This window comes from Zooshikella harenae (assembly GCF_018837975.1).
GTDB lineage: Bacteria > Pseudomonadota > Gammaproteobacteria > Pseudomonadales > Zooshikellaceae > Zooshikella > Zooshikella harenae.
On sequence record NZ_JAGSOY010000002.1, the window covers coordinates 148917 to 173967 of the forward strand.

21 protein-coding genes are annotated in these 25051 nt (G+C 41.9%); 16 read left to right on the top strand and 5 right to left on the bottom strand.

The window, feature by feature from the left end:
* Positions 1 to 416: 416 nt before the first annotated feature.
* From dapD to map, 4 genes are read right to left on the bottom strand one after another with little or no spacing between them, the layout of a single operon-like run.
* Positions 417 to 1454, bottom strand: coding sequence for a 2,3,4,5-tetrahydropyridine-2,6-dicarboxylate N-succinyltransferase (gene dapD, locus KCG35_RS01575; protein ID WP_215817908.1), 1038 nt, complete (start codon positions 1452 to 1454; stop codon positions 417 to 419).
* Positions 1455 to 1469: 15 nt separating this feature from the next.
* Positions 1470 to 1820 carry an ArsC family reductase gene (locus KCG35_RS01580; protein WP_215817909.1) on the bottom strand — a complete coding sequence of 117 codons (351 nt, stop codon included), beginning with the start codon at positions 1818 to 1820 and terminating at the stop codon, positions 1470 to 1472.
* Positions 1821 to 1862: 42 nt separating this feature from the next.
* Positions 1863 to 4601: a [protein-PII] uridylyltransferase gene (locus tag KCG35_RS01585; RefSeq protein WP_215817910.1), complete on the bottom strand. Its 2739-nt coding sequence runs from the start codon at positions 4599 to 4601 to the stop codon at positions 1863 to 1865.
* Between the two features lie 55 nt (positions 4602 to 4656).
* A complete protein-coding gene (map, locus tag KCG35_RS01590) occupies positions 4657 to 5472 on the bottom strand; it encodes a type I methionyl aminopeptidase (protein ID WP_304956736.1) in 816 nt (271 codons plus the stop codon).
* Between the two features lie 305 nt (positions 5473 to 5777).
* Here map and rpsB point away from each other — a divergent pair, with 305 nt between their 5' ends.
* The 15 genes from rpsB (at position 5778) to rnhB (ending at position 20354) form a co-directional block, all read left to right on the top strand.
* A complete protein-coding gene (gene rpsB, locus KCG35_RS01595) occupies positions 5778 to 6536 on the top strand; it encodes a 30S ribosomal protein S2 (protein ID WP_215817912.1) in 759 nt (252 codons plus the stop codon).
* A 138-nt stretch (positions 6537 to 6674) separates the two neighbouring features.
* Complete coding sequence (gene tsf, locus KCG35_RS01600; RefSeq protein WP_215817913.1) at positions 6675 to 7541, top strand: translation elongation factor Ts; 867 nt, start codon at positions 6675 to 6677, stop codon at positions 7539 to 7541.
* A gap of 76 nt (positions 7542 to 7617) precedes the next feature.
* Positions 7618 to 8352, top strand: coding sequence for a UMP kinase (gene pyrH / locus KCG35_RS01605; protein ID WP_215817914.1), 735 nt, complete (start codon positions 7618 to 7620; stop codon positions 8350 to 8352).
* Positions 8352 to 8909 (top strand): ribosome recycling factor, encoded by a 558-nt coding sequence (frr, locus tag KCG35_RS01610; RefSeq protein WP_215817915.1) that lies wholly within the window; start codon positions 8352 to 8354, stop codon positions 8907 to 8909. Before pyrH ends, frr begins: the two co-directional genes overlap by 1 nt.
* 193 nt (positions 8910 to 9102) lie before the next feature.
* On the top strand, positions 9103 to 9879 hold the full coding sequence (uppS, locus tag KCG35_RS01615) for a polyprenyl diphosphate synthase (RefSeq protein WP_215817916.1): 777 nt from the start codon (positions 9103 to 9105) through the stop codon (positions 9877 to 9879).
* Positions 9873 to 10676 (top strand): phosphatidate cytidylyltransferase, encoded by an 804-nt coding sequence (locus tag KCG35_RS01620; protein WP_215817917.1) that lies wholly within the window; start codon positions 9873 to 9875, stop codon positions 10674 to 10676. Before uppS ends, KCG35_RS01620 begins: the two co-directional genes overlap by 7 nt.
* 18 nt (positions 10677 to 10694) lie before the next feature.
* Positions 10695 to 11876, top strand: a complete 1182-nt coding sequence (gene ispC / locus KCG35_RS01625; RefSeq protein ID WP_215817918.1) for a 1-deoxy-D-xylulose-5-phosphate reductoisomerase — start codon at positions 10695 to 10697, stop codon at positions 11874 to 11876.
* 27 nt (positions 11877 to 11903) lie between these two features.
* On the top strand, positions 11904 to 13280 hold the full coding sequence (gene rseP, locus KCG35_RS01630) for an RIP metalloprotease RseP (RefSeq protein WP_230408936.1): 1377 nt from the start codon (positions 11904 to 11906) through the stop codon (positions 13278 to 13280).
* Positions 13281 to 13350: 70 nt separating this feature from the next.
* Complete coding sequence (gene bamA, locus KCG35_RS01635) at positions 13351 to 15669, top strand: outer membrane protein assembly factor BamA (protein ID WP_215817919.1); 2319 nt, start codon at positions 13351 to 13353, stop codon at positions 15667 to 15669.
* A 31-nt stretch (positions 15670 to 15700) separates the two neighbouring features.
* Positions 15701 to 16213 carry an OmpH/Skp family outer membrane protein gene (locus KCG35_RS01640; RefSeq protein ID WP_215817920.1) on the top strand — a complete coding sequence of 171 codons (513 nt, stop codon included), beginning with the start codon at positions 15701 to 15703 and terminating at the stop codon, positions 16211 to 16213.
* A gap of 17 nt (positions 16214 to 16230) precedes the next feature.
* A complete protein-coding gene (lpxD, locus tag KCG35_RS01645) occupies positions 16231 to 17262 on the top strand; it encodes a UDP-3-O-(3-hydroxymyristoyl)glucosamine N-acyltransferase (RefSeq protein WP_215817921.1) in 1032 nt (343 codons plus the stop codon).
* 85 nt (positions 17263 to 17347) lie between these two features.
* Entirely contained in the window at positions 17348 to 17794 is a 447-nt protein-coding gene (gene fabZ / locus KCG35_RS01650) for a 3-hydroxyacyl-ACP dehydratase FabZ (RefSeq protein ID WP_027707195.1), read from the top strand.
* Entirely contained in the window at positions 17791 to 18561 is a 771-nt protein-coding gene (gene lpxA / locus KCG35_RS01655; protein ID WP_215817922.1) for an acyl-ACP--UDP-N-acetylglucosamine O-acyltransferase, read from the top strand. The genes fabZ and lpxA overlap by 4 nt, the downstream gene beginning before the upstream one ends.
* An 8-nt stretch (positions 18562 to 18569) precedes the next feature.
* Positions 18570 to 19709 carry a lipid-A-disaccharide synthase gene (gene lpxB, locus KCG35_RS01660; RefSeq protein WP_215817923.1) on the top strand — a complete coding sequence of 380 codons (1140 nt, stop codon included), beginning with the start codon at positions 18570 to 18572 and terminating at the stop codon, positions 19707 to 19709.
* 33 nt (positions 19710 to 19742) lie between these two features.
* Complete coding sequence (rnhB, locus tag KCG35_RS01665; RefSeq protein WP_215817924.1) at positions 19743 to 20354, top strand: ribonuclease HII; 612 nt, start codon at positions 19743 to 19745, stop codon at positions 20352 to 20354.
* A 50-nt stretch (positions 20355 to 20404) separates the two neighbouring features.
* Here rnhB and KCG35_RS01670 read toward each other — a convergent pair whose 3' ends face one another.
* Positions 20405 to 21271 (bottom strand): substrate-binding periplasmic protein, encoded by an 867-nt coding sequence (locus KCG35_RS01670; RefSeq protein WP_215817925.1) that lies wholly within the window; start codon positions 21269 to 21271, stop codon positions 20405 to 20407.
* Between the two features lie 238 nt (positions 21272 to 21509).
* On the opposite strand from KCG35_RS01670, the gene dnaE reads away from it, so the two are divergent.
* Positions 21510 to 25004 carry a DNA polymerase III subunit alpha gene (gene dnaE / locus KCG35_RS01675; RefSeq protein WP_215817926.1) on the top strand — a complete coding sequence of 1165 codons (3495 nt, stop codon included), beginning with the start codon at positions 21510 to 21512 and terminating at the stop codon, positions 25002 to 25004.
* Positions 25005 to 25051: the final 47 nt, after the last annotated feature.

Here is a 25051-nt window from a genome sequence, read left to right on the forward strand (position 1 = left end):
TATATAGCTGCAGCAAAGACATAGTATGCCCAAATTACAAGCAATGACTCAAAGCCCGTTGAAGCCATCCAGAAAAACTACTTCTATGATGCACTTGAATAAACGCAACGATAGCATGGATAAAGACTTGGTCGCAACTTAATTGCTTTATGTGTCAAAAAATATTCTTTATTTGAGTTGCTGTGAATATTGTGTTTTTTTGACTACAACAATAGTTGTATATTGCATCGTTTAAGTATCTATAAACAGCAAATTGTATAGAAGTGATAAAAAATTGAAAAATAAAAATGTCGAGGATGCTGAAGCGGAAAGAGGATGGTAAGCAGTAAAAAAATGGGGGCTTGGATAAGTAACAGGATGCAATATGTTTAGCAAATGCCAATGACATAATTAATTATGTCATTGGCATTTTGATATTAATTATGCGCGTGTAACTCTTCATTTAGTGCAATAGCACTACGATTGGTTTTACACTCAAGGGCTCCTGTTAGGGAGTTACGGCGGAATAATAGATCTGATTGGCCTGCAAGTTCTCTTGCTTTGACTACCTTCACGGGTTGGTTATTTTCATCTAGCACCTGTACTTTGGCACCAGCAGTAATATAGAGTCCCGCTTCAATTGTGCAGCGATCTCCCAAAGGAATACCCACACCAGCATTAGCCCCTATAAGGCACTGCTCACCTATGGCAATAACGATGTCGTTGCCACCTGAAAGTGTACCCATAGTACTACAACCACCACCAAGGTCGCTTGCTTCGCCAATGATAACACCAGCTGAAATTCGTCCCTCAACCATGCTTTTACCGACAGTACCTGCATTGAAGTTAACAAAGCCTTCATGCATTACTGTGGTACCTTCTCCTAAATAAGCGCCTAAACGAACTCTTGCCGTATCAGCAATTCTTACCCCTTTAGGTACAACATAGTCGGTCATTTTAGGAAATTTATCTACGGAGAAAACGTGCAGTTGCTGACCAGTCAATCGTGCTTTTAATTGGGATTCAGCAAGGTCTGCCAAGTCAATGGCACCTTGGTTTGTCCACGCGACATTGGGTAAAAGTGTAAAAATACCACTTAAATTTGTACCATGGGGTTTAACAAGGCGATGGGAGAGTAAATGGAGTTTTAAATAAGCTTCAGGGGTTGAAGATGGTGCTGCATCATTTTCCAGTAACGTTAACACTAGTGGTTGCTTTGCGTCTATCAGTTGTTCGATGAAAGCTACATGCAATTCTGTTGCGTCATCTGTTAATGATTGAGCAAGTTGTTTTAACTGCTCTTGTGTAACTTCAATGGCTGTGTTGCCTTTTTCATAGTTAACAATGGCACTGACTTGCTCTATAAGTCGTGAGGAAGGGTGTAAAATAGGACTTGGATAATAGACTTCTAGCCATTCATCTCGACTATTTTTAGAACCAATACCGAGGGCTAAACTAAAAAAATTTTTACTCATGAGTACTTCTCGTCATTAATTTTTAAGTAAAATCTGTTGGTAGTTTGTTTCTCTGAAACCAATTAAACGCTGGCGACCTGTGTCAAGAATTGGGCGTTTAATTAATGTTGGATGAGCAGCAAGTAGCTCTATAATCGAGGTTTCATTTACGGTGTTTTTGGTATCTTCGGGTAATTGACGCCATGTTGTACCCCGTTTATTAAGTACTTTTTCCCAACCTAGTTCAGCGCACCAGGCATGAACCTGCTCTGTTGTGAGTCCCTGACGTCGGAAGTCGTGGAAAGTATAGATTATATTATTAGCGTCAAGCCATTTACGCGCTTTACGTATCGTATCACACTGACTTATGCCGAATAGGGTAATCATTAGACTAAAACTCTCCGCTCATCGTATTTTGCATCAAATTGACTATTGGATTGTTAGGCTTTTACGGCGACTGGTTTTTCTACCAGCATCTTGCTGTGTCCGGTCATCCAACTGTTTACACAGTGTTTGCCTGACGTGTTCACATTCATCTGCATCAGTAATTGGATGTCCATGAGCATCAGTTATAAAAAAGACATCCTCTACGCGCTCACCCAATGTTGCTATTTTCGCATTATGAATAAATAAGCCTAACTCCATAAATATTCGCCCAAGTAGTGCTAATAAGCCTGGGCGGTCTGGTGCAATTATTTCTAAAATAGTTGTACGGTGGTTTGTATCGTTACTGATAATTACTTCTGCAGGATAGGTAAAGTGTTTTAATTGTCGAGGTGTACGGCGCTGAATAATGCTGGGGTAACGCGCAGGATTATTTAATTTATGAGTAAGTGTTCGCTTAATACGCTTTATGCGTTGTGGGTTATCACCTATGGGAGTGCCATCTGATTCTAAAACAGTAAAGGTATCTAGGCTGTAATTGTTGTGTGATGTAATGATTCTTGCGTCCTGAATATTTAAATTAAGCTGGTCGATAGCGGCTGTTGCGGCCGCAAATAAATTATCACTGTCTTTTGTGTAGATAAAGATCTGAGTTGCTCCTTCAAACCCAGGATGTGTTGTTTCTCGCACAAGAATAAGTGGCGCGTTAGTTGTGCATTCAGTAAGAATGCCATGCGTATGCCACACAATTTCTTCAACAGAGTGACGTAAGAAATAGTTGTCGTCTAGGGTGCTCCAGGCACTGAAAATTTGCGTGGTTGGAATATTTTCTGTGCTGAGTTGTGTGAGCGCTTCTTCCTGGCGAGATGCTATACGCTCATTTTTATCAACGGGTTTTTCCAGTCCTCGTCGTAATACACGTTTGGTTTCTTGATACAATTGTCTTAGTAGTGCAGCTCGCCAACTATTCCAAAGTTTGGGGTTGGTTGCATTAATGTCGGCTACGGTTAGCGTATACAGGCAATCTAAATGGGTTTGATCGATAACCTGGCGTGCAAATGCATGAATGACTTCTGGATCAGATAAATCTTTCCGTTGAGCCGTAGTGGACATGAGTAGATGATTGCGCACTAACCAGATAATAAAGTTACTGTCTTCTTTTGGTATACTATGGCGTAGGCAAAAGGCCTGTACTTCTTCTGCTCCGAGTTCTGAGTGATTTCCTCCACGCCCCTTGGCAATATCATGATATAACCCGGCAATATGTAGTAAGGCAAGGTTGGGTAAACGCTGAACGATTTCAGATGCTACAGGAAACTGCTCAGCATTTTCTGAATAATGGAAGCGCCGTAAAAACTTTATTAATAATAACGTATGGGCATCGACTGTATAAATATGAAATAAGTCATGTTGCATTTGCCCAATTATACGACCAAATTCGGGTAAATAACGGCCCATTAACCCATAACGAACCATTCGTCTTAAATTAACTGTTAAGCCATAAGGCGCTGCCATTAATTGTAGAAAAAGTGCAGCATTATGTGGATCGTTTCTGAACGCATCATTTACAAGGTAGCGGTGCTCTCTTATAAGTCGAATGGTTGTAGCTTTAACGCCTAAAATGCTAGGGTTTTTGGTCATAATGACAAATATTTCGAGTAGCGCTGAGGGGGTTTTTCTGAAAATGTCTGGTGTTACTACTTCGATATAATTGTTTCGTGTTTGAAAACGCTCATTGATTGGTACGACGGTTTGGGTTTGCCCGGCAGATAAAATTAAATCATCAAAGTGTTGTAAAAGTAAGTCGTTTAATTCGCCGAGTGACATGACTACACGAAAATATTTTTGCATAAACTGTTCAACAGCTAAACTACCAGGCTTGTCTTTATAGCCAAATAACGCGGCAAGTTGTTGCTGGTAATCAAACAGTAAACGGTTTTCATCTCGACGAGCCAGCATATGAAGCCCATAGCGGAGTTGCCAGAGAAAATCTTGTCCTGATATTAAGATACTGTATTCGTTTTCTGTTAAGAGTTTGCAATTAACCAGATCATGCAGTTTGGTTGTACCAAAATGGCGGCGAGTTACCCAGGATATCATTTGAATATCACGCAAACCACCAGGTGAACTTTTTAAATTAGGCTCTAAGTTGTACTCAGTTTCGTTATATTTCTTATGACGGGTACGTTGTTCTTCATATTTTGCTTGTAAAAAAAGGCGACTAGGCCAAATGCCTAAATAGCTAATCCGGTGCCACAATCTATGTAGCAAAGGAGAAAAGCCAGTAATTACTCTGGCTTCAAGTAAATTGGTCATTACTGTAATATCATCAGCGGCGGCACTTACGCACTCATCCAAAGAGCGAACACTGTGACCTACAGCTAAATTTAAGTCCCATAATAAGGTAAGGAAAGACTGAATAGCAGGTAGGTAGTGATTGTGTTGGTTTCCAGAAAGTAAAATTAATAGATCGATGTCTGAGTGGGGGTGCAGCTGGCTTCGTCCATATCCTCCAACAGCAAGCAAGACAATATCTTCTTGTTGGCGCCCTACGTAGAACTCCCATGCTAACATTAAAAGCTGATCTACCACCCAAGCCCGTCCATGGACCAGATGCTCAATATTGATGCCAGCTTGAAAAAGCTCATCCATTTTTTGTTGAGCTCTCTGAAGTGATTTTTTGTAAGCCGGCAAAGGATTACTGGAAAGTATTAAGTCTGCGCGAAACTGCCCTTTATCAAACAGCTCAGCACACAGCTGATCAAAGGATGGTGGTATCAACATGCTAACCAGCCTCTTAGTAAAATACTTCAGTAATCAGGAATTATGACAGTAACTGTTAAAGAATATCTTCTTCTTTACGCTGGGTAAAAATTTCTGCCCCCGTCGCTGTCACCAGAATGGTATGCTCCCACTGAGCTGAGAGTCGACCATCTTTGGTTGTTACTGTCCAGTGGTCATTTTTGTTGAGTTTGGTAAATTTTTTTCCTGCATTAATCATAGGCTCAATGGTAAATGTCATACCTTCTTGTAATTTAAGCCCCGTACCAGGTTTACCATAGTGAAGTACCTGGGGATCTTCATGAAATTCTTTACCTATGCCATGGCCACAATACTCTTCCACGACGCTGTAATGGTTTGCATGGGCATGTTGGGCAATAACAAAGCCAATATCACCCAGAAAAGCACCAGGTTTAACTTCTGCAATACCTTTATACAAACACTCTTGAGTGACTTCGCAGAGTCGTTTAGCGTGCTCTGGTGGATTGCCAATAAGGAACATTTTACTGGTGTCACCATGGTATCCATCTTTAATGACAGTGACATCGATATTGATAATGTCACCATTTTTTAGAGTTTTCTTATCACTTGGAATGCCATGGCAAACAACCTGATTGACAGAGGTGCAGATAGATTTAGGAAAACCTCTATAATTAAGGGGGGCGGGGATGGCTTTGAGGGTGTTTACGATATAGTCATGGCAAATGCGATCCAGCTCTTCAGTGGTAACACCTGCCACAACATAAGGCTCGACCATTTCCAGCACTTCGGCTGCCATGCGACCAGCAACACGCATTTTTTCAATTTCTTCAGGTGTCTTAATTGTAACATTCATTCTGAGAGGTAAATCCTGATAAGTAGTTTTTAACGGCAAACGATTCTATTTCTCGCTAGTGTATCAGAACTAACAGCCGTTATTTAAGAGGGCTCAAACTGACTTTATTAAATCTTTGTTGGAAGGAATCCTTGGTAAGTGATACGAGAGACCTTAGGATAACCTAAAATTGAAAGATAAAATGAAGTAATAAGGTTTTAACCAAGGTGCTTTTGTGGTATAAAGCGCCGCTTGATTAGTAGGTAATTTATTTTAAACCCCACACATGTGCCGTCACATAGACTTGGGTGCCGCAAGGTTGGTCTATGGGGTACATGGAGGCTTAACCCATTATAGGAGTTAGTATGCCAAAAGTAACAATGCGTGAAATGCTGAAAGCCGGCGTTCACTTTGGTCACCAAACCCGTTACTGGAACCCAAAAATGGGCAAGTACATTTTTGGTTCTCGCAACAAAATTCATATCATTAACCTGGAGCATACGCTGCCCGCATTCAACAGTGCACTGGCTTCTGTTCAGAAAATGGCTGAAGCAAAGAAAAAAGTACTGTTTGTTGGAACAAAGCGTGCTGCAGGTAAGATTATTCGTGAAGAAGCACGGCGTGCAGGAATGCCCTATGTAGACCATCGTTGGTTAGGTGGCATGCTGACTAACTACAAGACAATTCGTCAATCTATCCGCCGCTTGCGTGATCTTGAAAGCCAAAGTCAAGATGGGACCTTTGAAAAGCTAACTAAAAAAGAAGCTTTAATGCGTAGCCGGGACATGGAAAAACTAGACCGTAGTCTTGGTGGTATCAAAGAGATGGGTGGCTTACCTGATGCTTTGTTTGTTATTGATGTTGATCATGAGCGTATTGCTATCAGCGAAGCAAACAAGCTTGGTATTCCTGTAATCGGCGTTGTTGATACAAACAGCAGCCCAGAAGGCGTTGACGTTGTTATTCCTGGTAATGATGACGCAATCCGCGCTATTCAACTTTATGTACAGTCTGTAGCAAATGCTATTGTTGAAGGCCGCTCTGCTTCAGATGTTGGTACTAAAGATGAGTTCGTAGAAGAAGTTGGCGAGCAGGGTGAAGCACAAGCTGCTGCTGAAGGCTAAGCTAAACCTCAAGTAGAGCACATTGCATTGGCTGAGTGACAAAAAGGGGGCAAAGCCCCCTTTTTGCGGATAATGTGTTAGTACGTTTATTCAGTCAACATGTTTTAGTCTAATCAACCTAATTCAGAGGAATATGTAATGGCAGCAATTTCTGCAGCATTGGTAAAAGAGTTACGTGAGCGTACTGGCTTGGGCATGATGGAGTGCAAGAAAGCACTGGTTGAGTCAGAAGGTGATATCGAAAAAGCCATTGAAGAGCTACGTAAATCTGGCCAGGCTAAAGCTGCAAAGAAAGCTGGACGGATTGCAGCTGAAGGTGTAATCGCAGTTAAATTAGCTGACGATAGCCGCTATGGCGTCATGATTGAAGTTAACAGTGAAACTGATTTTGTGGCCCGTGATGAAAACTTCTTAGCGTTTGTACAAGAAGTAGCGACTAAGGCGTTTGAAACTAAGGCTTCTTCTGTTGAGCAGATAATGGCTGATGGTATGGAAGAAAGACGTCAGGCATTAGTACAAAAGATTGGTGAAAACATTTCTGTTCGCCGTGTTACCTCTGCTGAAGGCGAAGTCGTTGGTAGCTACGTGCATGCTAATAACCGTATTGGAGTACTTGTTGCGTTAACGGGTGGCAATGCAGAAGTTGCCAAAGATGTTGCCATGCATATTGCTGCAGTTAACCCAACTGTAGTAAGCAAAGATGACATGCCTGCTGAGCTCATCGAAAAAGAGCGTGAAATTTATACTGCTCAAGCTCAGGACAGTGGCAAGCCTGCTGAAATTATTGAAAAAATGGTTGTGGGTCGAGTGAACAAATTCTTGGCTGAAAACAGCCTGGTCGAGCAACCTTTTGTTAAAAACCCTGATATTAAGGTTGGACAGCTAGTAAAAGAGGCTGGTGCAACTGTAACGGGCTTTACTCGTTATGAAGTCGGGGAAGGTATTGAGAAAGAAGAGGTTGATTTTGCTGCTGAGGTTGCGGCTCAAGCCGGCCTCAACAAGTAGCAATCATATTGGCCTGCAACTGCAGGCCAATTACTTTTGGGCGTTTAAAAGTATGCGCTGATAGAAGGAATGCTCTATGCCGGTAAGTGATCGTCAACCCAAATATAAACGTATCCTCCTCAAGCTAAGTGGTGAAGCACTAGTGGGTACAGAGGAGTTTGGTATTGACCCCAAAGTATTAGACCGTATGGCTCTAGAGATAGGGCAGTTGGTGGGTATTGGCGTTCAAGTCGGCATTGTCATCGGTGGTGGTAATCTGTTTCGTGGTGCTTCATTGCATGCAGCGGGTATGGATAGAGTCACGGGTGACCATATGGGGATGTTGGCAACAGTCATGAATGCCCTTGCTATGCGTGATGCGCTGGAGCGCTCAAATATTAAAAGCAGTGTCATGTCTGCGATACCTATGAGTGGTATTGTTGAGCACTATGATCGGCGCTTGGCACAGCGCTACTTAACAAATGGCGATGTGGTTATTTTTTCTGCAGGAACGGGTAATCCTTTTTTTACTACTGACTCAGCAGCCTGTTTGCGAGGTATTGAAATAGAGGCAGACTTAGTGCTGAAAGCGACGAAAGTAGATGGTGTTTATACTGCAGATCCAGTGCAAGATCCTGATGCGATTAAGTATGATACGCTCACTTATGACGAGATACTGACACGCAAACTGGGTGTCATGGATCTTACAGCCATTTGTTTGGTAAGGGATCACCTGATGCCCGTTCGCGTTTTTGATATGAATAAATCAGGTGCTCTGTTAAATATTGTCGTTGGTGGTAATGAAGGTACGCTGATTTGTGGGGGTGAATAATGATAAATGAGATTAAGGCTGATGCATCAGCCCGAATGAAAAAAAGTCTTGAAGCGCTATCTACTGCTTTTGCCAAGATTCGAACTGGCCGTGCGCATCCAAGCTTGCTCGATGATGTTAAGGTGAATTACTACGGTTCTGAAGTCCAACTGTCACAAGCTGCAAATATTTCTACAGAAGATGGGCGAACGCTGGCTGTTATTCCTTGGGAAAAGCATATGGTTCCTGAGATTGAGAAAGCTATTTTGAAGTCTGACCTGGGCTTAAATCCTTCAACAACTGGTGATGTGGTACGTATTCCTTTACCACCTCTGACTGAAGAAACGAGGAAAGGCTTTACTAAGCAAGCACGTCAAGAAGCTGAATCTGCACGAGTAGCTGTTCGCAATATTCGTCGTGATGCAAATAATGATCTTAAAGGCTTACTGAAAGATAAAGAAATCAGTGAAGATGAAGAGCACAAGGCTCAAGATGATATCCAGAAGCTTACTGATAAATATATCAGTGAAATAGATAAAGTGCTTCAGGACAAAGAAAAAGATTTAATGGAAATATAAGTGCTAGCCGAGACTTAGGTGGGCAGTTATTGTAATGTTGTCACAGCAGTGTGAAAAGAATACTTCATACTGCTGTCGTTTTTGGTGACGCTACACTACTTTTGTGAATTATATTTGCATCTCTCTGTTTGCATTGAGCAAATAAATGTTTATTGTTTCGACCTCAATTCAATAGCCGATTATTTCCAGATTTATGTCTAATCATCTCAAACCAGAGATTTCTGATTCCCTGGGAGAACTAAAACAGCGTCCTAAACATATTGCCGTTATTATGGATGGTAATAACCGTTGGGCTAAACGTAAACGACTGCCTGGTATAGCAGGTCATCGTGCTGGCTTGAGTGCGGCACGAAGTATTGTTGAGGCCTGTGGTCGTTATGATATTGAAGTCTTAACTTTATTTGCATTTAGTAGTGAAAATTGGCGTCGACCAGAAGACGAAGTATCAGCGCTAATGGAATTATTTTTAAGAGCGCTGAAACGAGAAACTAAACGCTTACATAAAAATCATATTCGCTTAAAAGTTATTGGTGATCGCTCGGCTTTCAATCCCTCATTGCAAAAACATATTGCTGATGCAGAAGCATTAACAGCAGAGAATGCCAAAGTTACTTTAGTGATTGCTGCTAATTATGGTGGGCAGTGGGATATGCTCAATGCTTTTCAGCAACTTGCGCAAAAAGTTCAGTTAGGCTCATTGCAAGCTGACGAAATTTCAGCAGATCTTGTTGAACAACATTTGCAGACGGAAGGATTGCCATTACCTGATCTTTGTATTCGGACAGGTGGTGTACACAGAATAAGTAATTTTATGCTGTGGCAGTTTGCTTACACTGAATTTTATTTTACAGAAACGCTTTGGCCTGATTTTGGTCCCAAAGAGTTTGAAAAAGCATTGATAGATTTTGCAGGTCGGGAGCGACGCTTTGGACGCACAAGCGAGCAGGTTGAGGCTCAGGATCAGTGCTAAAACAACGTATTTTAACAGCCGTTATTCTAGCACCTCTTGTATTACTAGGGGTGTTGTTTCTTGATCTTCCTTATTTTAGTTGGTTTATTGGTGCAATTACTGCCCTTGGTGCGTGGGAATGGGCTAATTTAGCTGGCTGGCAGCAATTATCTCAGCGTATTGGTTATACCCTGGTGTATGCATTAGCTATGATTGTCAGTGCTGCATGGATTCCTTATACCTGGGGTGTGATCATAAGTACGCTATGGTGGTGCTCAGCTCTTTTCTTAGTAATTCAATACCCAAAAATTAGATGGTTCTGGGATGCTACTGTCATTAAGTTGGCAGCGGGCATATTGGTGCTTCTTACAACCTGGCAATCGTTTGTACTGATTAAAATACAAGCTAACAGTAGCTCTCTTATTGTTTTTCTTCTGTTGTTAATTTGGGGGGCTGATAGTGGAGCTTACTTTGCTGGTAAACGCTTTGGTAAGCGAAAGTTAGCGCCAAGCGTTAGTCCTGGTAAAAGCTGGGAGGGTGTTGCAGGAGGTCTTGCTGTTATCACTTTAGTCGCAGCTGTTTTTGCTTGGTACTGGCGTTTGAGTGGTGTTGATAGTGTATTACTTATTGCTGCAGCGTGGTTAGTTGTTGCCAGCTCAATTTTAGGTGATCTTGTAGAAAGCATGTTTAAACGTGAGCAAGGTTTAAAAGATAGCAGTCAGTTATTGCCTGGTCATGGTGGTGTTCTTGATCGAATTGACTCGTTGACAGCAGCAGCACCAGTACTTGCATTACTTTTAGTTGTTATTGGTTTATAAGCAGCGGGTCAATAAATAGTGCAAAACATAACTATCCTGGGATCTACAGGCTCCATTGGTTGCAGTACTTTAGATGTGATTGCTCAACATCCTGACCGATATCAGGTGTTTGCGTTAGTTGCTCAAAAAGATGTCGCTGGCATGTTAGTACAATGTCAGCAGTTTCGCCCGAAATACGCGGTTATGGCTAACAGTAATGCTGCAACTAAACTACAAGCTTTGCTCAAAGAGATTGGTTGCTCAACAGAGGTTTTGACAGGAAAGCAGGCTCAGGCCGAAGTGGCTACAGCTTCAGAAGTTGATACCGTGATGGCGGCTATTGTTGGTGCTGCAGGCTTATTACCCACCTTGGCTGCTGTAAGTGCTGGAAAAAAAGTGCTGCTTGCAAATAAAGAGGCTCTTGTTATGTCAGGGGCGCTTTTTATGCAGGAAGTGGCACGTGCAGGCGCAACATTGCTTCCAATAGACAGCGAGCATAATGCCATATTCCAATGTTTGCCTCCTACTGATAGCGATTCACTGTTTAGTGCAGGCATCCGAAAAATATTGCTAACAGCATCTGGCGGTCCATTTCGTAACTTTTCTTTGGATGAGTTACAGCATGTAACACCAGAGCAGGCCTGTAATCACCCTAACTGGTCAATGGGGCGAAAAATTTCAGTTGACTCTGCCACACTTATGAATAAAGGACTGGAGTTTATTGAAGCTTGTTGGTTATTTTCTGCCTCACCTGAACAAATTGACGTTGTTATTCATCCGCAAAGTATTATTCACTCTATGGTTGATTATGTTGATGGATCAGTTCTTGCCCAATTAGGTAACCCTGACATGCGCACACCCATTGCTCATGCACTTGCATGGCCTGGGCGAATAACATCAGGGGTTTCTCCTCTTGATTTGGCCAAAATTGGACAGCTTGACTTTGAAGCTCCAAATGAAGGGCGTTTTCCGTGTTTAAAGTTGGCTAAGCAAGCTGTTCAAACAGGTGGGACAGCAATGGCTATCCTGAATGCAGCTAATGAGGTTGCAGTGGATGCCTTCCTGGATAACAGATTAAAATTTATGGGTATTGCCCAGGTTAACGAGACAGTTCTTGATAAAATTCCTTGCAAAGCCGCTGATAGTTTGGAGCATGTGCTAGAGGCAGATAGAATTGCTCGTGAGTGTGCTCAACAAATAGTGTACGCTAGCAACAAATAACTAAATAAGGATGCACAGGCTGCAAGCATGATTGAGTTATTGCAAACAATAATAGCGATGATTGTCGCCTTAGGGCTGCTGGTAACATTTCATGAGTTTGGACACTTTTGGGTTGCTCGGCGTTGTGGTGTCAAAGTATTGCGTTTCTCCGTTGGGTTTGGAAAGCCTTTATTTTCATGGTATGACCGGTATGGCACAGAGTTTGTGATTGCTGCTTTTCCTCTGGGTGGTTATGTCAAAATGCTGGATGCGAGGGAGGGGCCTGTTGCAGAGTCTGATCACTCTTTTGAGTTTACGCAAAAGTCTGTGTTGCAGCGTATTGCAATTGTGGTTGCTGGCCCAGTTGCTAATTTTATCCTCGCAATAATCGCGTTTTGGCTAATGTTGATGATAGGTATTAAAGCTCTTGTTCCTGTCATTGGTGATGTTAAGCCTGAAAGTCCTGCGGCAACAGCAAATATTAATTCGGGTTATGAAATTGTTGCTGTAGGCGATACACAAACACCTTCCTGGTATGACATCAATATAGCTTTGTTAAGTTACATAGGTGAAACGGGTAAAGTTCAACTGACACTTCGTCTATTTAGTGAAAGTGATACTTTCCAGAGCGAACAACATACATTTCAACGAGAGGTTTCGATAAATAATTGGTTGGCAGGTGTTGAACAGCCAAAACCATTAATGGCTTTAGGTATTTCTGAATTTTACCCTGAGATTCCAGCAATTTTAGGTGAGCTGATGCAAGGTTATCCTGCGGCCAAAGCTGGAATGAAGTCAGGTGACGAAATTCTGTCAGTAAATGATAAACCTGTCGTAGATTGGAGTGACTGGGTTCAAAAAGTTAAAAAACATCCGAATCAATCATTACAAGTTGAAATACGACGTAATGATATAAGACAAGTGTTGACTGTTACGCCTGGAGTAAAAGAGGGTGAAGCTGGAACTATAGGGTTTATCGGGGCTTCACCACAGGCGGTTTCATTTTCAGATAATATATTTCGTGACATAAGTTATGCGCCACATGATGCATTAATTGTTGCATTGTCTAAAACTTGGTCAATGACAGCATTGACTTTAAGCTCAATAAAGAAAATGATAGAGGGGGTTGTCTCAGTCAAAAATTTGAGTGGCCCCATTACAATTGCAAAAGTTGCTGGTGATACAGCACGTTCAGGTATTGAGAGCTTTCTCAATTTTCTGGCGATATTAAGCATCAGTTTAGGTGTGTTAAATCTTCTACCAATACCAGTACTTGACGGTGGGCACCTGGTTTATTATCTCATTGAGTGGGTTAAAGGCAGCCCTGTGTCACAAAAGACTCAAGAGTTTGGTAGTCGTATAGGCATTGCATTGATCATCATGATGATGTTTATTGCCTTTTATAACGACTTGAGTCGTCTGTAGTTTATTTTTTGGGGGAACCTGCCTTCGGGTTCGTGATGTTTCATCTTACAGCTCTGGAAGAACGGATTCCATGAAGCGATATCTGTTGTCTCTACTTTTCGGCTGTACGGCTTTACCGTACGTATGTTTGGCGGATTCATTTATCGTCTCAGATATTCGCGTTGATGGTTTGCAACGTGTATCTGAAGGTACGGTTTTTAATGCACTGCCTTTAACCATTGGTGATGAAGTCAATGCGCAAGCAATTACTGAAGCAACACGTGGCCTATTTAAGACAGGTTACTTCCAGGATATACGGCTTGCGCGGGATGGGAATATTCTTGTAATAACGGTAGTTGAGCGTCCTTCTATCAGCAGTATTGATATTGAAGGTAACAAAGCAATTGATACTGAAAAGCTACTTGATGGTTTGAAACAAGAAGGCCTAGCGCCAGGTGAGATTTATGAACAGGCCACACTTGAGGCTATTCGTTTACAATTAGAGCGGCAATATGTAGCGCAAGGGCGCTATGGCGCGAAAATTGAGTCAGAAATAACGCCTCTCCCTCGAAATCGTGTGGGTGTTAAAATAAATATTAAAGAGGGTAAAGTGGCAACCATCGAACATATAAATGTTGTTGGTAACAATATTTATCCTAATGATGAGCTACTTGAGCTTTTTCAATTACAACCTACGGGCTTACTTTCTTTTTACACGGATGATAATAAGTATTCGCGTGAAAAATTATCTGGCGACTTAGAACGGCTGCGCTCATACTATTTGGATCGTGGTTATATCAATTTTAATATTACCTCTACGCAGGTCTCAATTTCACCTGATAAAGAAGAGGTCTACATTACAGTTAATATCCACGAAGGTGAAAAATATACGATTAAGGATGTAAAACTGGCTGGTGATATTAAAGTACCCGAGTCAGAAATGCGTAAACTTATAGTGGTAAAAGAGGGCGATACTTTTTCACGTAAGGCAATTACTAAAACAGAAGAATTTTTAGCTAGGCGTTTAGGTAATGATGGTTATACCTTCGCTAACGTAAATACAATTCCGCAGCCTCATGATGAAGATAATAGTGTAAGTGTTACCTTTTTCGTTGACCCAGGTAAGCGTGTTTATGTGCGTCGAGTGAACTTTATAGGTAATACTAAAACTGAAGACGAAGTTTTACGCCGAGAAATGCGTCAAATGGAAGGTGCTTGGGCATCTACTCATAAAATTGAGCAATCAAAGACCCGTTTAGATAGGCTGGGTTATTTTAAAGAAGTTAATGTTGAGACAACACCTGTAGCAGGAACTACTGATCAGATTGATGTTAATTATGCTGTTGAAGAACAGGCTTCTGGTAGTGTATCTGCAAGTGTTGGATTTTCGCAGGGAAGTGGTCTGATTTTAGGTGGGAATATCAGCCAGCGTAACTTTTTAGGTACGGGAAACAGAGTTAACTTAGGCCTTAATACCAGTAAGTCGAGAACATTATACCGCTTTGGTTTTTATGATCCATATTACACTGTTGATGGTGTTAGTCGTGGTTTTGATGTGTTTTATCGCACCACAGACTATGAGGAAAAAGATATTTCCAACTATTCAACAGATGTGTGGGGCGGCAGTATGACATTTGGTTATCCACTGTCAGAAACCTCAAATTTAAGTTTTGGTTTTGGTCTTGATCAAACTGAAGTAAAAACGGGTACCAATACGGCTAAACAAATTCAAAACTTTATTGATGAAGAAGGTGATAAATACCTTAATTACAAATTCAATATTGGTTGGAATGAGTCCACCCTAAACAGGGGGGTATTAGCAACTCGAGGTCATTCACAAAGCTTAGGGTTGGAACTAGCACTTCCTGGAAGCGATCTACAGTTTTATAAGGTGAACTATCGAGGTCAGTTGTTTAAACCATTAACTGATAGCTTAACATTACATCTTAAGACGAACTTAGGCTACGGTGATAGTATTGGTAGCACATCTGAAATGCCCTTTATAGAGCATTATTATGCGGGTGGTTTCGGTTCTGTGCGCGGTTTCAAAGATAATACCCTTGGCCCACGCGCAATACGTAAGGATAATACTGACGACGACCCCATAGGGGGAAATGTTTTAGTGGAAGGGACTGCAGAAGTTATTTTCCCACTACCTTTTATTCGTGACCAGCGTTCTATACGTAGTGCTGTGTTTCTGGACGCGGGTAATGTGTTTGACACTAGCTGTCGTAGTGATGAAAACAACTGTAGCAATGTAGATCTTGGAGAGCTGCGTTACTCTGCAGGGTTTGGAGTAACCTGGATTACAGGTCTTGGACCACTGACTTTCAGCTTGGCAAAAGCCTTAAATGCTGACTCAGATGATGAGACTGAAGTGTTCCAATTTGCTCTTGGGCAAACCTTCTAAAAGCGTTTGAAGCGAATTTATAGGAGATGTGATGTTGTCTAGTAAGCTGGGTAAAATTATAGGTATTAGCCTTGCGCTTTTGGTCGCTCCTTTGGCTTCTGCTGAAATGAAAATTGCCGTTATTAATTATCAAAAGGCAATGTTGGAGTCTGATCAAGCAAAACACTATGCAAAACAAGCCGAATCAAAATTCGGTGGTAAAGTGAAAACATTGCGTGCACTTGAGGCAGATGCAAAGTCATTGAATCAAAAATTGCAAAAAGATGGATCTGCAATGAGCGATTCTGAACGTACTAAGCTTCAACTTCAATTAAAGCGCAAAGCTGAAGATTTTCAGGTGCAATCTAAAGAATTGCAGATTGAAAAAAACAAAGCAGATCGTGAGCAAATCAAAAGCTTAAAGCCAAAATTGGACTCTGCTATTGCTCAAGTAGCTAAAGCGGGTGGTTACGAAATTGTATTAGAGAAATCCGCAGCTTACTATGTTGACGCAAAACATGATATAACCAACAAAGTTATACTCAAGTTAAATCAAATGCGTTAATTCTATAGTAGGGTTTCATGAAAGTTGCTTCAGCTTATACACTTAAGCAGGTGGCTGAGTATCTTCAAGCTGATTTAATCGGAGATGCTCAGTTAACTTTGTCAGGGTTGGCTACACTGCAAGATGCTATGCCAAATGATCTATCTTTTTTGGCTAATTCGGCCTACCGAAAATACCTTGCTACAACAAAAGCTGGAGCAGTTATTTTGACCCCTGATATGGCGGCACAATTTTCAGGTAATGTAATTGTTGTCGCCAATCCTTACCTTGCATATGCTAAGATTTCCCACCTTTTCGACTCTAGTCGACAGTTTGAGGCTGGTATTCACCCTTCAGCTGTAGTGCATCATACTGTTAAGCTAGCTGAATCTGTTTATATAGGACCTAATGTTGTTATAGAATCAGGCGTCACCATTGGTGAACACGCTATTATTGAATCTGGCTCAGTTGTGGGGCGTGATAGTTTAATTGGGGCTTATACACATTTATCGCGTAATGTCACTATTTGTTACGGAGTAACAGTGGGTGAACGCGTTATAATTCACAGCGGTGCTGTGATTGGGGCTGATGGATTTGGCTTTGCACCTGAACAAAACCAGTGGCACAAGATTGCACAGTTAGGTGGTGTCATTATTGGTGATGATGTTGAAATTGGTGCAAATACAGCGATTGATCGTGGTGCTTTAAGTGATACGATTATTGGTAATGGCGTGAAGCTGGATAACCTTATTCAGATTGCTCACAATGTGATTATTGGTGAAAATACTGCAATTGCTGGTTGTGTGGGTATTTCTGGAAGTACAACAGTAGGAAAAAACTGTACAATAGCTGGGGGTTCTGGCTTGGCCGGCCACCTAAAAATCACTGATAATGTGCACATTACAGCAATGACTCTGGTTACTAAGTCAATTGACCAGCCAGGGACATATTCCTCTGGAGCAGGCACAAGCATGCCTGCAGCACAGTGGAAAAAGCAGGTAGTACGTATTCGTCAGCTTGATGAGCTGGCTAAGCGAATTCACCAGCTTGAGAAACGTAATGAACACTAACGATTAGTGGTGTAATCCTCCTTAAAGGTTTTGCCCCAGTCGTCACTAGCATTACCTCGTTATTTGAAACAGGCGAAATCAAAGCATGATGAATATTCAAGAGATTAAAGCGTATCTCCCGCAACGTTATCCTTTTTTGTTGGTTGATCGAGTTGTAGAGCTGGATCTGGAAGCCAACACAATCTCTTGTTACAAAAATGTCAGTGTTAACGAAGAGTTTTTTAATGGTCATTTTCCTGAGCATCCTATCATGCCTGGCGTATTGATCATTGAAGCAATGGCTCAAGCTGCAGGGATTTTAGGTTTTAAAATGAGTGGTAAGCAGCCTGAAGATAATCATGTGTATTATTTTGCAGGTGCTGACAAAGTACGTTTTAAACAGCCTGTTGTGCCTGGTGATAGACTTCAGCTTAATGCTTCATTTGTAATGGAAAAACGTGGAATCTGGAAGTTTTCTTGTCAGGCACTGGTTGATGGCAAATTAGCCAGCTCAGCAGAAATTCTATGTGCTAAGAAGGAATTACTACCTTGATTGATCCACGGGCTATCATAGATCCAAGTGCAAAACTGGCTGCAGATGTAGAGGTTGGCCCATGGACATATGTTGGGCCAAATGTTGAAATTGATAGCGGTACAGTCGTTCACTCTCATGTGGTGCTAAAAGGCCCAATGCAAATTGGAAAAAATAATAGAATTTTCCAGTTTGCATCTGTGGGTGAGGATTGTCAGGATAAAAAATACAATGGTGAGCCAACGCGGTTAGAAATTGGTGATAATAATATTATTCGTGAAGGTTGTACTATTCATCGTGGCACCATCCAAGATAATGGGGTCACTAAAATAGGTAATAATAACTTACTCATGGCTTATGTTCATATAGGGCATGACTGTATATTAAGCAATGATATTATTATGGCTAATAATGCAGCCATTGCTGGACATGTTCATATTGATGAAGGCGTCATACTTGGTGGTTATTCAACGGTTCACCAGTTTTGCCAGGTTGGGGCTTTCAGTATGACTGCAGCTCATACAGCTGTATTTAAAGATATTCCTGCATTTGTTACGGTGAGTGGTAACCCAGCAGCAGCTCATGGTATGAACTATGAAGGTATGCGTAGACGGGGGTACTCAGCAGAGCTGATCAATGTGCTAAGGCGTTGTTATCGAATTATTTATCGTCAAGGGCTGACCTTAAAAGATGCTATTGCTGAGCTTGAGCAATGGGCAAGCGAATATGATGAAGTACAACGTTTAATTGACTCACTCCTGTCCTCTAATCGGGGTATAACCCGCTAGCTAGTATCATGACCTCAAACAAAAAGATAAGAATAGCCATTGTTGCTGGTGAGGCATCAGGTGATTTGCTTGGTGCTGGCTTAATTCAATCACTGCAGCAACGATTTCCTTTTGCAACATTTGAGGGCATTGGTGGTCCTCGCATGCTAGCGCTTGGGTTTAAATCCTTTGAGTCAATGGAACGTTTGGCGGTCATGGGACTGACTGAAGTATTAGGTCGAGTCCCTGAACTTTTGCGATTAAGGCATCGATTAGTTGAATACTGGCAGGAGCAACCGCCGACAGTGTTTATCGGGATAGATGCTCCTGACTTTAATTTGGGTTTGGAAAAAAAATTAAAGCGCTCTGGAATAACAACAGTGCACTACGTAAGTCCTACTATTTGGGCGTGGCGTCAGAAAAGAGTGTTTAATGTGGCTGAGAGTACTCACCATGTGCTCACTTTATTTCCATTTGAAGCCGCATTTTACGAAAAGCATAATATTCCAGTTACATTTGTAGGGCATCCACTGGCAGATGATATCCCGTTGGAGATGAGTCAGCAGGCGGCCCAGAAAAAGTTAGCTATTAGTACGCGTCCTACGCTAGCTGTGCTGCCTGGTAGCCGCCGGAGTGAGGTGCAGCGGTTGGCTCAATTGTTTATGCAGGCAGCTAAGCTTTGCCAGCGTCAACTGCCGGACTTACAAGTGTTAATTCCTGCAGCTAATAAACACCGCCTTCAGCAAATACAGGCAATAGCACAGACGTTTCCTGAGTTATCAACTAATGTATTTCTGGGACAGGCTCAAGATGTAATGGCTGCAAGTGATGCTATTTTGCTTGCATCAGGTACTGCGACACTGGAAGCGATGTTGGTAAAAAGGCCAATGGTTGTTGCCTATCGAGTTTCAGGCTTAACGCACTTATTAGTGTCTGGTATGCTAAAAACGCCTTATGTCTCGCTGCCTAACTTATTAGCCAATAAGTTATTGGTACCTGAGTTGTTGCAACAGCAAGCAACACCCACTCATCTGGCTGTTGAAATTATGAATGCATTTCATCCTAGCTCTGCCTCAAAATTACACGATACTTTTCGACAAATACATCAGCAGCTTCGCTGTAATGCAAGTGAGCGAGCGGCTGATGCCATCACGAAGCTAATTTCATAACACTTATTAAAAATCTGGTTGGTTTTTCAACGCATGACGATTGAGTTTGGTTACGACTTTCTTGCTAAGCAAGGAATCATTGAGAGTAGGGTTGCAGGTGTCGATGAAGTGGGACGAGGTCCTCTTTGTGGCGCTGTGGTTGCTGCTGCAGTAATATTGAATCCACAAAAACCAATTGCTGGCTTGAATGACTCTAAAAAGTTGAGTGAGTCAAAACGAGAGCAATTAGCTGAGCAAATAAAAGCAGAGGCTTTCAGCTGGTGTTTAGGTAGGGCTGAAGTTGAAGAAATAGATACGATTAATATTTTACATGCTTCATTGCTGGCTATGCAGCGTGCTGTTAATGGCTTGTCTGTAGCTCCTGAACATGTTTTAGTGGATGGGAATCGTTGCCCACAACTGTCGTATTCAAGCCAGGCAGTGGTAAAAGGCGATAGTCGTATAATGGAAATAGCAGCAGCTTCTATATTAGCAAAAGTTGCCAGGGATCAGGAAATGTTGGTGCTAGATGAGCAGTATCCTGGTTATGGCATAGCTAAACACAAAGGTTATCCCACCAAACATCATTTAGAGGCATTACAGTCACTTGGTGCCTCACCAATTCACCGACGATCTTTTGGGCCAGTTAAACGTTTGTTAAGTTAATATTGCTACGTTTTGGTAGAATAATACGGTACCTGTAATAGTGAGTAATTTTATGGTGGTGGAGGCTTAAGCGTTGCTTGCCGCTGCCAAAGACTAAGGTATTTATTAAGAAGGTTTTGTTGCTCTCCTGACTGACGGAATTGGATAACTGTTTTTCTGATAAAGGATTTAAGTTCTGGAGTATTACAGGGTGATCGCTTGGCAATGGTAAAATAAAGTCCTTCGGCGTTAACGGGTTTTTGTAGATATTCAATTTTATGTTCTATCGCCATCTCTCGTGCATATGCTAACCCAGGGTATAGTTCATAAAGTACATAGTCAGTACGCTCGGCTAAAAGTAGATTAAATGCTAGTTTTACAGAGCGCACGCCATAAATTTGTAAATGCTCTGCAGCAAAACGATCAAATTTTTCGCCAAAGCTGTTATTAATAAGGGTAGCACCATGCTTGTTTTTAAGGTGCTCCCAAGTCGTAAAAGGAAAACGCTGACCATGTTGTACAAAAAGTACACTGGGGACTTCCAGTAGAGGAGGCTCAATATAGTCCATATATTGAAGTCTTTCTGCCGTTTTAAAAGCCCCTGCTAGTAAATCAATATCCCCACTTTTTGCGAGTGCTTGTGCGCGAGACCAAGGTCCAACATAACGTGCTTTTAGTTTAATTTGCTTGCTTTTCAATGCTTCAGATAAAACTTCAACGGAAAGACCCAGCAGTGCTTTGGGATTTTCTCGATCTCGCCATAAAAGGGGAGGGTATTCTGAGTTGCCACTGGCCGTAAGTGTTTTACATTCTGCGGCAGAAGCCGGTGATGCTGGAAAATCTAAGGCAACGAAAAACAGAAGAAAAAGCGCTAGCAGCGATTTCTGGCTTCGCTTGATAGGATGTGCTGGCATGCCAATGACAAGCGCATCTTTCATGAAAGCGGGATCCATTATGTGAATTGTTTTATAAGTTATAAGTATTAATCATTCACAGAAGTGGTAATCTAAACACACTTCGTAAAAAGATTCGAGGTTTGATTTTCTTAGCTCTGAGGAAACAGTTTAGGCCATGACAACTGACTGGGTAGGCTTTACAATGCTATCCCCTGAAACCGCGGTCATATCTAATAATATTTCCCCAATTGAATCAACAGTTTAACAGCTTGAATCGCTCATGTCTCATCAGTCGCCACGATTTATACATTTACATGTTCATACAGAATACTCTTTAGTAGATGGTCTTGTAAGAGTTAAAGAGCTGGTGAAAGCCGCTCAACAGGACCAAATGCCAGCTGTTGCAATGACTGACCAGATCAACTTATATGCTCTGGTTAAGTTTTATAAGGCAGCAATGTCTGCAGGCATAAAACCAATATGTGGTGCAGATATTTGTCTTCCCCCATTGGAAGGAAACTCATCCCCCTCACGTGTTGTGTTATTAATTATAAATGACATAGGTTATCGAAATCTGACGGAACTTATTTCAATGGGCTATCAACGGGGACAAGCACATGGCAAACCTATTGTAGAACGTGAGTGGCTTGAGCAAAAAGCAGAGGGATTAATTGCACTGTTTGATAAGAATAGTGATGTTGGTCAGTTGTGGTTGTCTGGTCATCAACAGGAAGCGATAGATACACTTCAGTATTGGCAGCAATACTTCTCTAGTCGTCTATATTTGGCTATACAGCGAACAGGGTTGCCTAATGATGAAGATTATGTTCATGGTGCTGTGACCCTTGCTGAGAAAACAGCATGTCCATTGGTTGCCACAAATGATGTACGCTTTCTTGCGCAAGATGATTTTGAAGCTCATGAAACCCGCGTTTGTATTGGTGAAGGACGTGTTCTTGATGATCCTCGCAGGCCAAGGACTTACAGTGACCAGCAGTACTTCCGAACACAAGAGGAGATGGTTGAGTTATTTGTTGATCTGCCTGAAGCATTAGCAAACTCAGTTGAAATAGCTAAACGCTGTACACTTAATGTTCGATTAGGTAAATATTTTCTGCCTGAATATCCTATCCCGCAAGGGATGACAATGGATGAATTTTTCCGCAAACAGAGTCTTGATGGGCTGGAACAGCGGCTTGAATTAGTACTTGATTCTGAAGCTGATGATTATCAGGCAAGACGTCAAACATACTTAGATCGTTTGGAGTTTGAGCTAAATATTATCATCTCAATGGGATTTCCTGGTTACTTTCTCATTGTGATGGACTTTATTCAGTGGGCCAAAAATAATGGTATCCCCGTAGGGCCTGGGCGGGGGTCAGGTGCTGGTTCATTAGTAGCCTATGCGTTGAAAATTACAGACCTTGACCCGTTAGCCTACGACTTACTTTTTGAACGGTTTCTTAATCCTGAGCGGGTGTCAATGCCTGACTTTGACGTTGACTTTTGCATGGATGGCCGAGATCAAGTGATCGATTATGTCGCTGATCGCTATGGTCGTGATGCGGTATCACAAATTATTACCTTTGGTACGATGGCAGCTAAGGCGGTTGTGCGAGATGTAGCCAGGGTACAAGGTAAGTCGTATAGTCTCGCGGATAAGCTCTCTAAAATGATCCCCTTTGAAGTGGGTATGACGCTTCGTAAAGCATTTGATCAGGAAGAGCCGCTTAGAGAATTTTTAGAAAATGATGAACAAGCCCAAGAAATCTGGGATATGGCGCTAAAGCTGGAAGGTATTACCCGTAATGTTGGTAAGCATGCGGGAGGGGTGGTTATAGCACCCACTAAGTTGACCGACTTTGCACCACTTTATTGTGATGAGCATGGGCATGGCTTAGTTACCCAGTTTGATAAGGATGATGTTGAGCAGGCAGGTCTTGTTAAGTTTGACTTCCTGGGGTTAAGAACGCTGACTATTATTGATTGGGCAGTCAATGCTATTAATATTGAGCGGGCTAAGCAGGGAGAATCTACCTTAGATATTATGCAAATTGACTTGGCTGATAAGGACTCTTTTCAACTCTTACAGCGAGCAGAAACAACAGCAGTCTTCCAGCTTGAGTCTCGTGGCATGAAGGAGTTAATCAAGCGGCTTCTTCCAAGTTGTTTTGAGGATATTATTGCCTTGGTTGCATTGTTCCGGCCAGGGCCTCTCCAGTCGGGGATGGTGGATGACTTCATTAATCGAAAACATGGCCGTGCAGCTGTTGAGTATCCCCACCCAGATCTAGAACTCGTTTTATCAAATACCTATGGTGTTATTCTCTATCAAGAGCAGGTAATGCAAATTGCTCAGGTGTTGGCCAAATACACACTGGGGCAAGCAGATATGCTCCGGCGAGCGATGGGTAAGAAAAAGCCAGAAGAGATGGCAAAGCAGCGAGAGATATTCAGTAAAGGTGCTGCGGATAATCAAATTCCTGTTGAGCAGGCAACTTATATCTTTGACTTGATGGAAAAATTTGCAGGGTATGGTTTTAACAAGTCTCACTCTGCTGCGTATGCGCTTGTTTCATTTCAGACTGCCTGGCTAAAAACACATTATCCTGCTCAATTCATGGCTGCTGTGCTATCAGCGGATATGCACAATACTGACAAGATTGTGACCCTGATAGAAGAATGTCGCACCATGAAATTGGCCATTGTGCCACCAGATGTGAATGTTAGTAGTTATCAGTTTGCGGTAAATGATCAAGGTGAGATTGTTTATGGCTTAGGTGCCATAAAAGGGGTAGGCGAAGGTCCTATTGAGGCAATTGTCAGTGCGCGAGGTCAAGCAGGGTTTAAAGACCTTTTTGATTTTTGTCAGCATGTTGATGGCAAGAAAATTAACAAGCGAGTATTAGAAGCTCTGATTCGTTCAGGGGCACTTGATAAACTAGGCCATGATCCTACAGCCAAAGGACCAGGACTTGGTAAGGTTCGAGCGGTTTTATCAGCAAGTTCAGAAGAAGCTGTCAAAACAGCAGAGCAGCTTGTGAAAGGGGCCGATAGTGGGTTAGGTGATTTGTTTGAGGATTTACTCGTCGATGAAAGCTCTGATGTGTATGAGAAGTATCTGTCAGTTACTGAATGGTCTGATCATGAACGTTTAAAAGGTGAAAAGGATACCTTGGGCTTGTATCTGACGGGGCATCCAATAGATAGTTATGAGTCTGAGCTACAACACTTTATTCGTCAGCGCATTACCGAACTGAAGCCTGGACGGGAAACACAAACTCTCGCAGGACTGATTGTGGCCATGCGGATTATGAAAAACAAACGTGGTGACCGTATGGCATTTATTACGCTTGACGATCGTACGGCACGTATCGAAGTTTCAATATTTGCTGATCAGTTTCAACAGTATCAACATTTAATAAATAAAGATGCTTTAGTGGTTGTTGAAGGTGAAGTAAGTCATGATGATTTTTCAAATAGCCTTAAAGTTAGAGCAAAACGACTGGTTAGCTTACTTGAAGCTAGACAGCATTATGCAAGACAGTTGGTACTTAGACTTTATGCACAACGGGTGGATACTGAGCAAATTACACAGTTAGCACATTTATTAACGCATCATCAAGGTCCTATCCCCGTGACGGTAGAGTATTATCGGCCTGATGCAAAGGCGCAGTTACTTTTAGCTGAACAGTGGCAAATTACACCCAGTGATGAACTTATGCAGCTGTTGAAAAATACATTTGGTAAAGAAAATGTGGCCATAGCCTACTAGCTGTTTGTTATGCAAGACGGTAAGATTGGCGGCTTTATTTTTATTTT

Bases quoted from the DNA above. Each gene is read 5' to 3' on its own strand.
- dapD (WP_215817908.1), bottom strand. From the start codon at position 1,454: ATGAGTAAAAATTTTTTTAGTTTAGCCCTCGGTATTGGTTCTAAAAAT.
- KCG35_RS01580 (WP_215817909.1), bottom strand. From the start codon at position 1,820: ATGATTACCCTATTCGGCATAAGTCAGTGTGATACGATACGTAAAGCG.
- KCG35_RS01585 (WP_215817910.1), bottom strand. From the start codon at position 4,601: ATGTTGATACCACCATCCTTTGATCAGCTGTGTGCTGAGCTGTTTGAT.
- rpsB (WP_215817912.1), top strand. From the start codon at position 5,778: ATGCCAAAAGTAACAATGCGTGAAATGCTGAAAGCCGGCGTTCACTTT.
- tsf (WP_215817913.1), top strand. From the start codon at position 6,675: ATGGCAGCAATTTCTGCAGCATTGGTAAAAGAGTTACGTGAGCGTACT.
- pyrH (WP_215817914.1), top strand. From the start codon at position 7,618: ATGCCGGTAAGTGATCGTCAACCCAAATATAAACGTATCCTCCTCAAG.
- frr (WP_215817915.1), top strand. From the start codon at position 8,352: ATGATAAATGAGATTAAGGCTGATGCATCAGCCCGAATGAAAAAAAGT.
- uppS (WP_215817916.1), top strand. From the start codon at position 9,103: ATGTCTAATCATCTCAAACCAGAGATTTCTGATTCCCTGGGAGAACTA.
- rseP (WP_230408936.1), top strand. From the start codon at position 11,904: ATGATTGAGTTATTGCAAACAATAATAGCGATGATTGTCGCCTTAGGG.
- bamA (WP_215817919.1), top strand. From the start codon at position 13,351: ATGAAGCGATATCTGTTGTCTCTACTTTTCGGCTGTACGGCTTTACCG.
- KCG35_RS01640 (WP_215817920.1), top strand. From the start codon at position 15,701: ATGTTGTCTAGTAAGCTGGGTAAAATTATAGGTATTAGCCTTGCGCTT.
- lpxD (WP_215817921.1), top strand. From the start codon at position 16,231: ATGAAAGTTGCTTCAGCTTATACACTTAAGCAGGTGGCTGAGTATCTT.
- fabZ (WP_027707195.1), top strand. From the start codon at position 17,348: ATGATGAATATTCAAGAGATTAAAGCGTATCTCCCGCAACGTTATCCT.
- lpxB (WP_215817923.1), top strand. From the start codon at position 18,570: ATGACCTCAAACAAAAAGATAAGAATAGCCATTGTTGCTGGTGAGGCA.
- rnhB (WP_215817924.1), top strand. From the start codon at position 19,743: ATGACGATTGAGTTTGGTTACGACTTTCTTGCTAAGCAAGGAATCATT.
- KCG35_RS01670 (WP_215817925.1), bottom strand. From the start codon at position 21,271: ATGAAAGATGCGCTTGTCATTGGCATGCCAGCACATCCTATCAAGCGA.
- dnaE (WP_215817926.1), top strand. From the start codon at position 21,510: ATGTCTCATCAGTCGCCACGATTTATACATTTACATGTTCATACAGAA.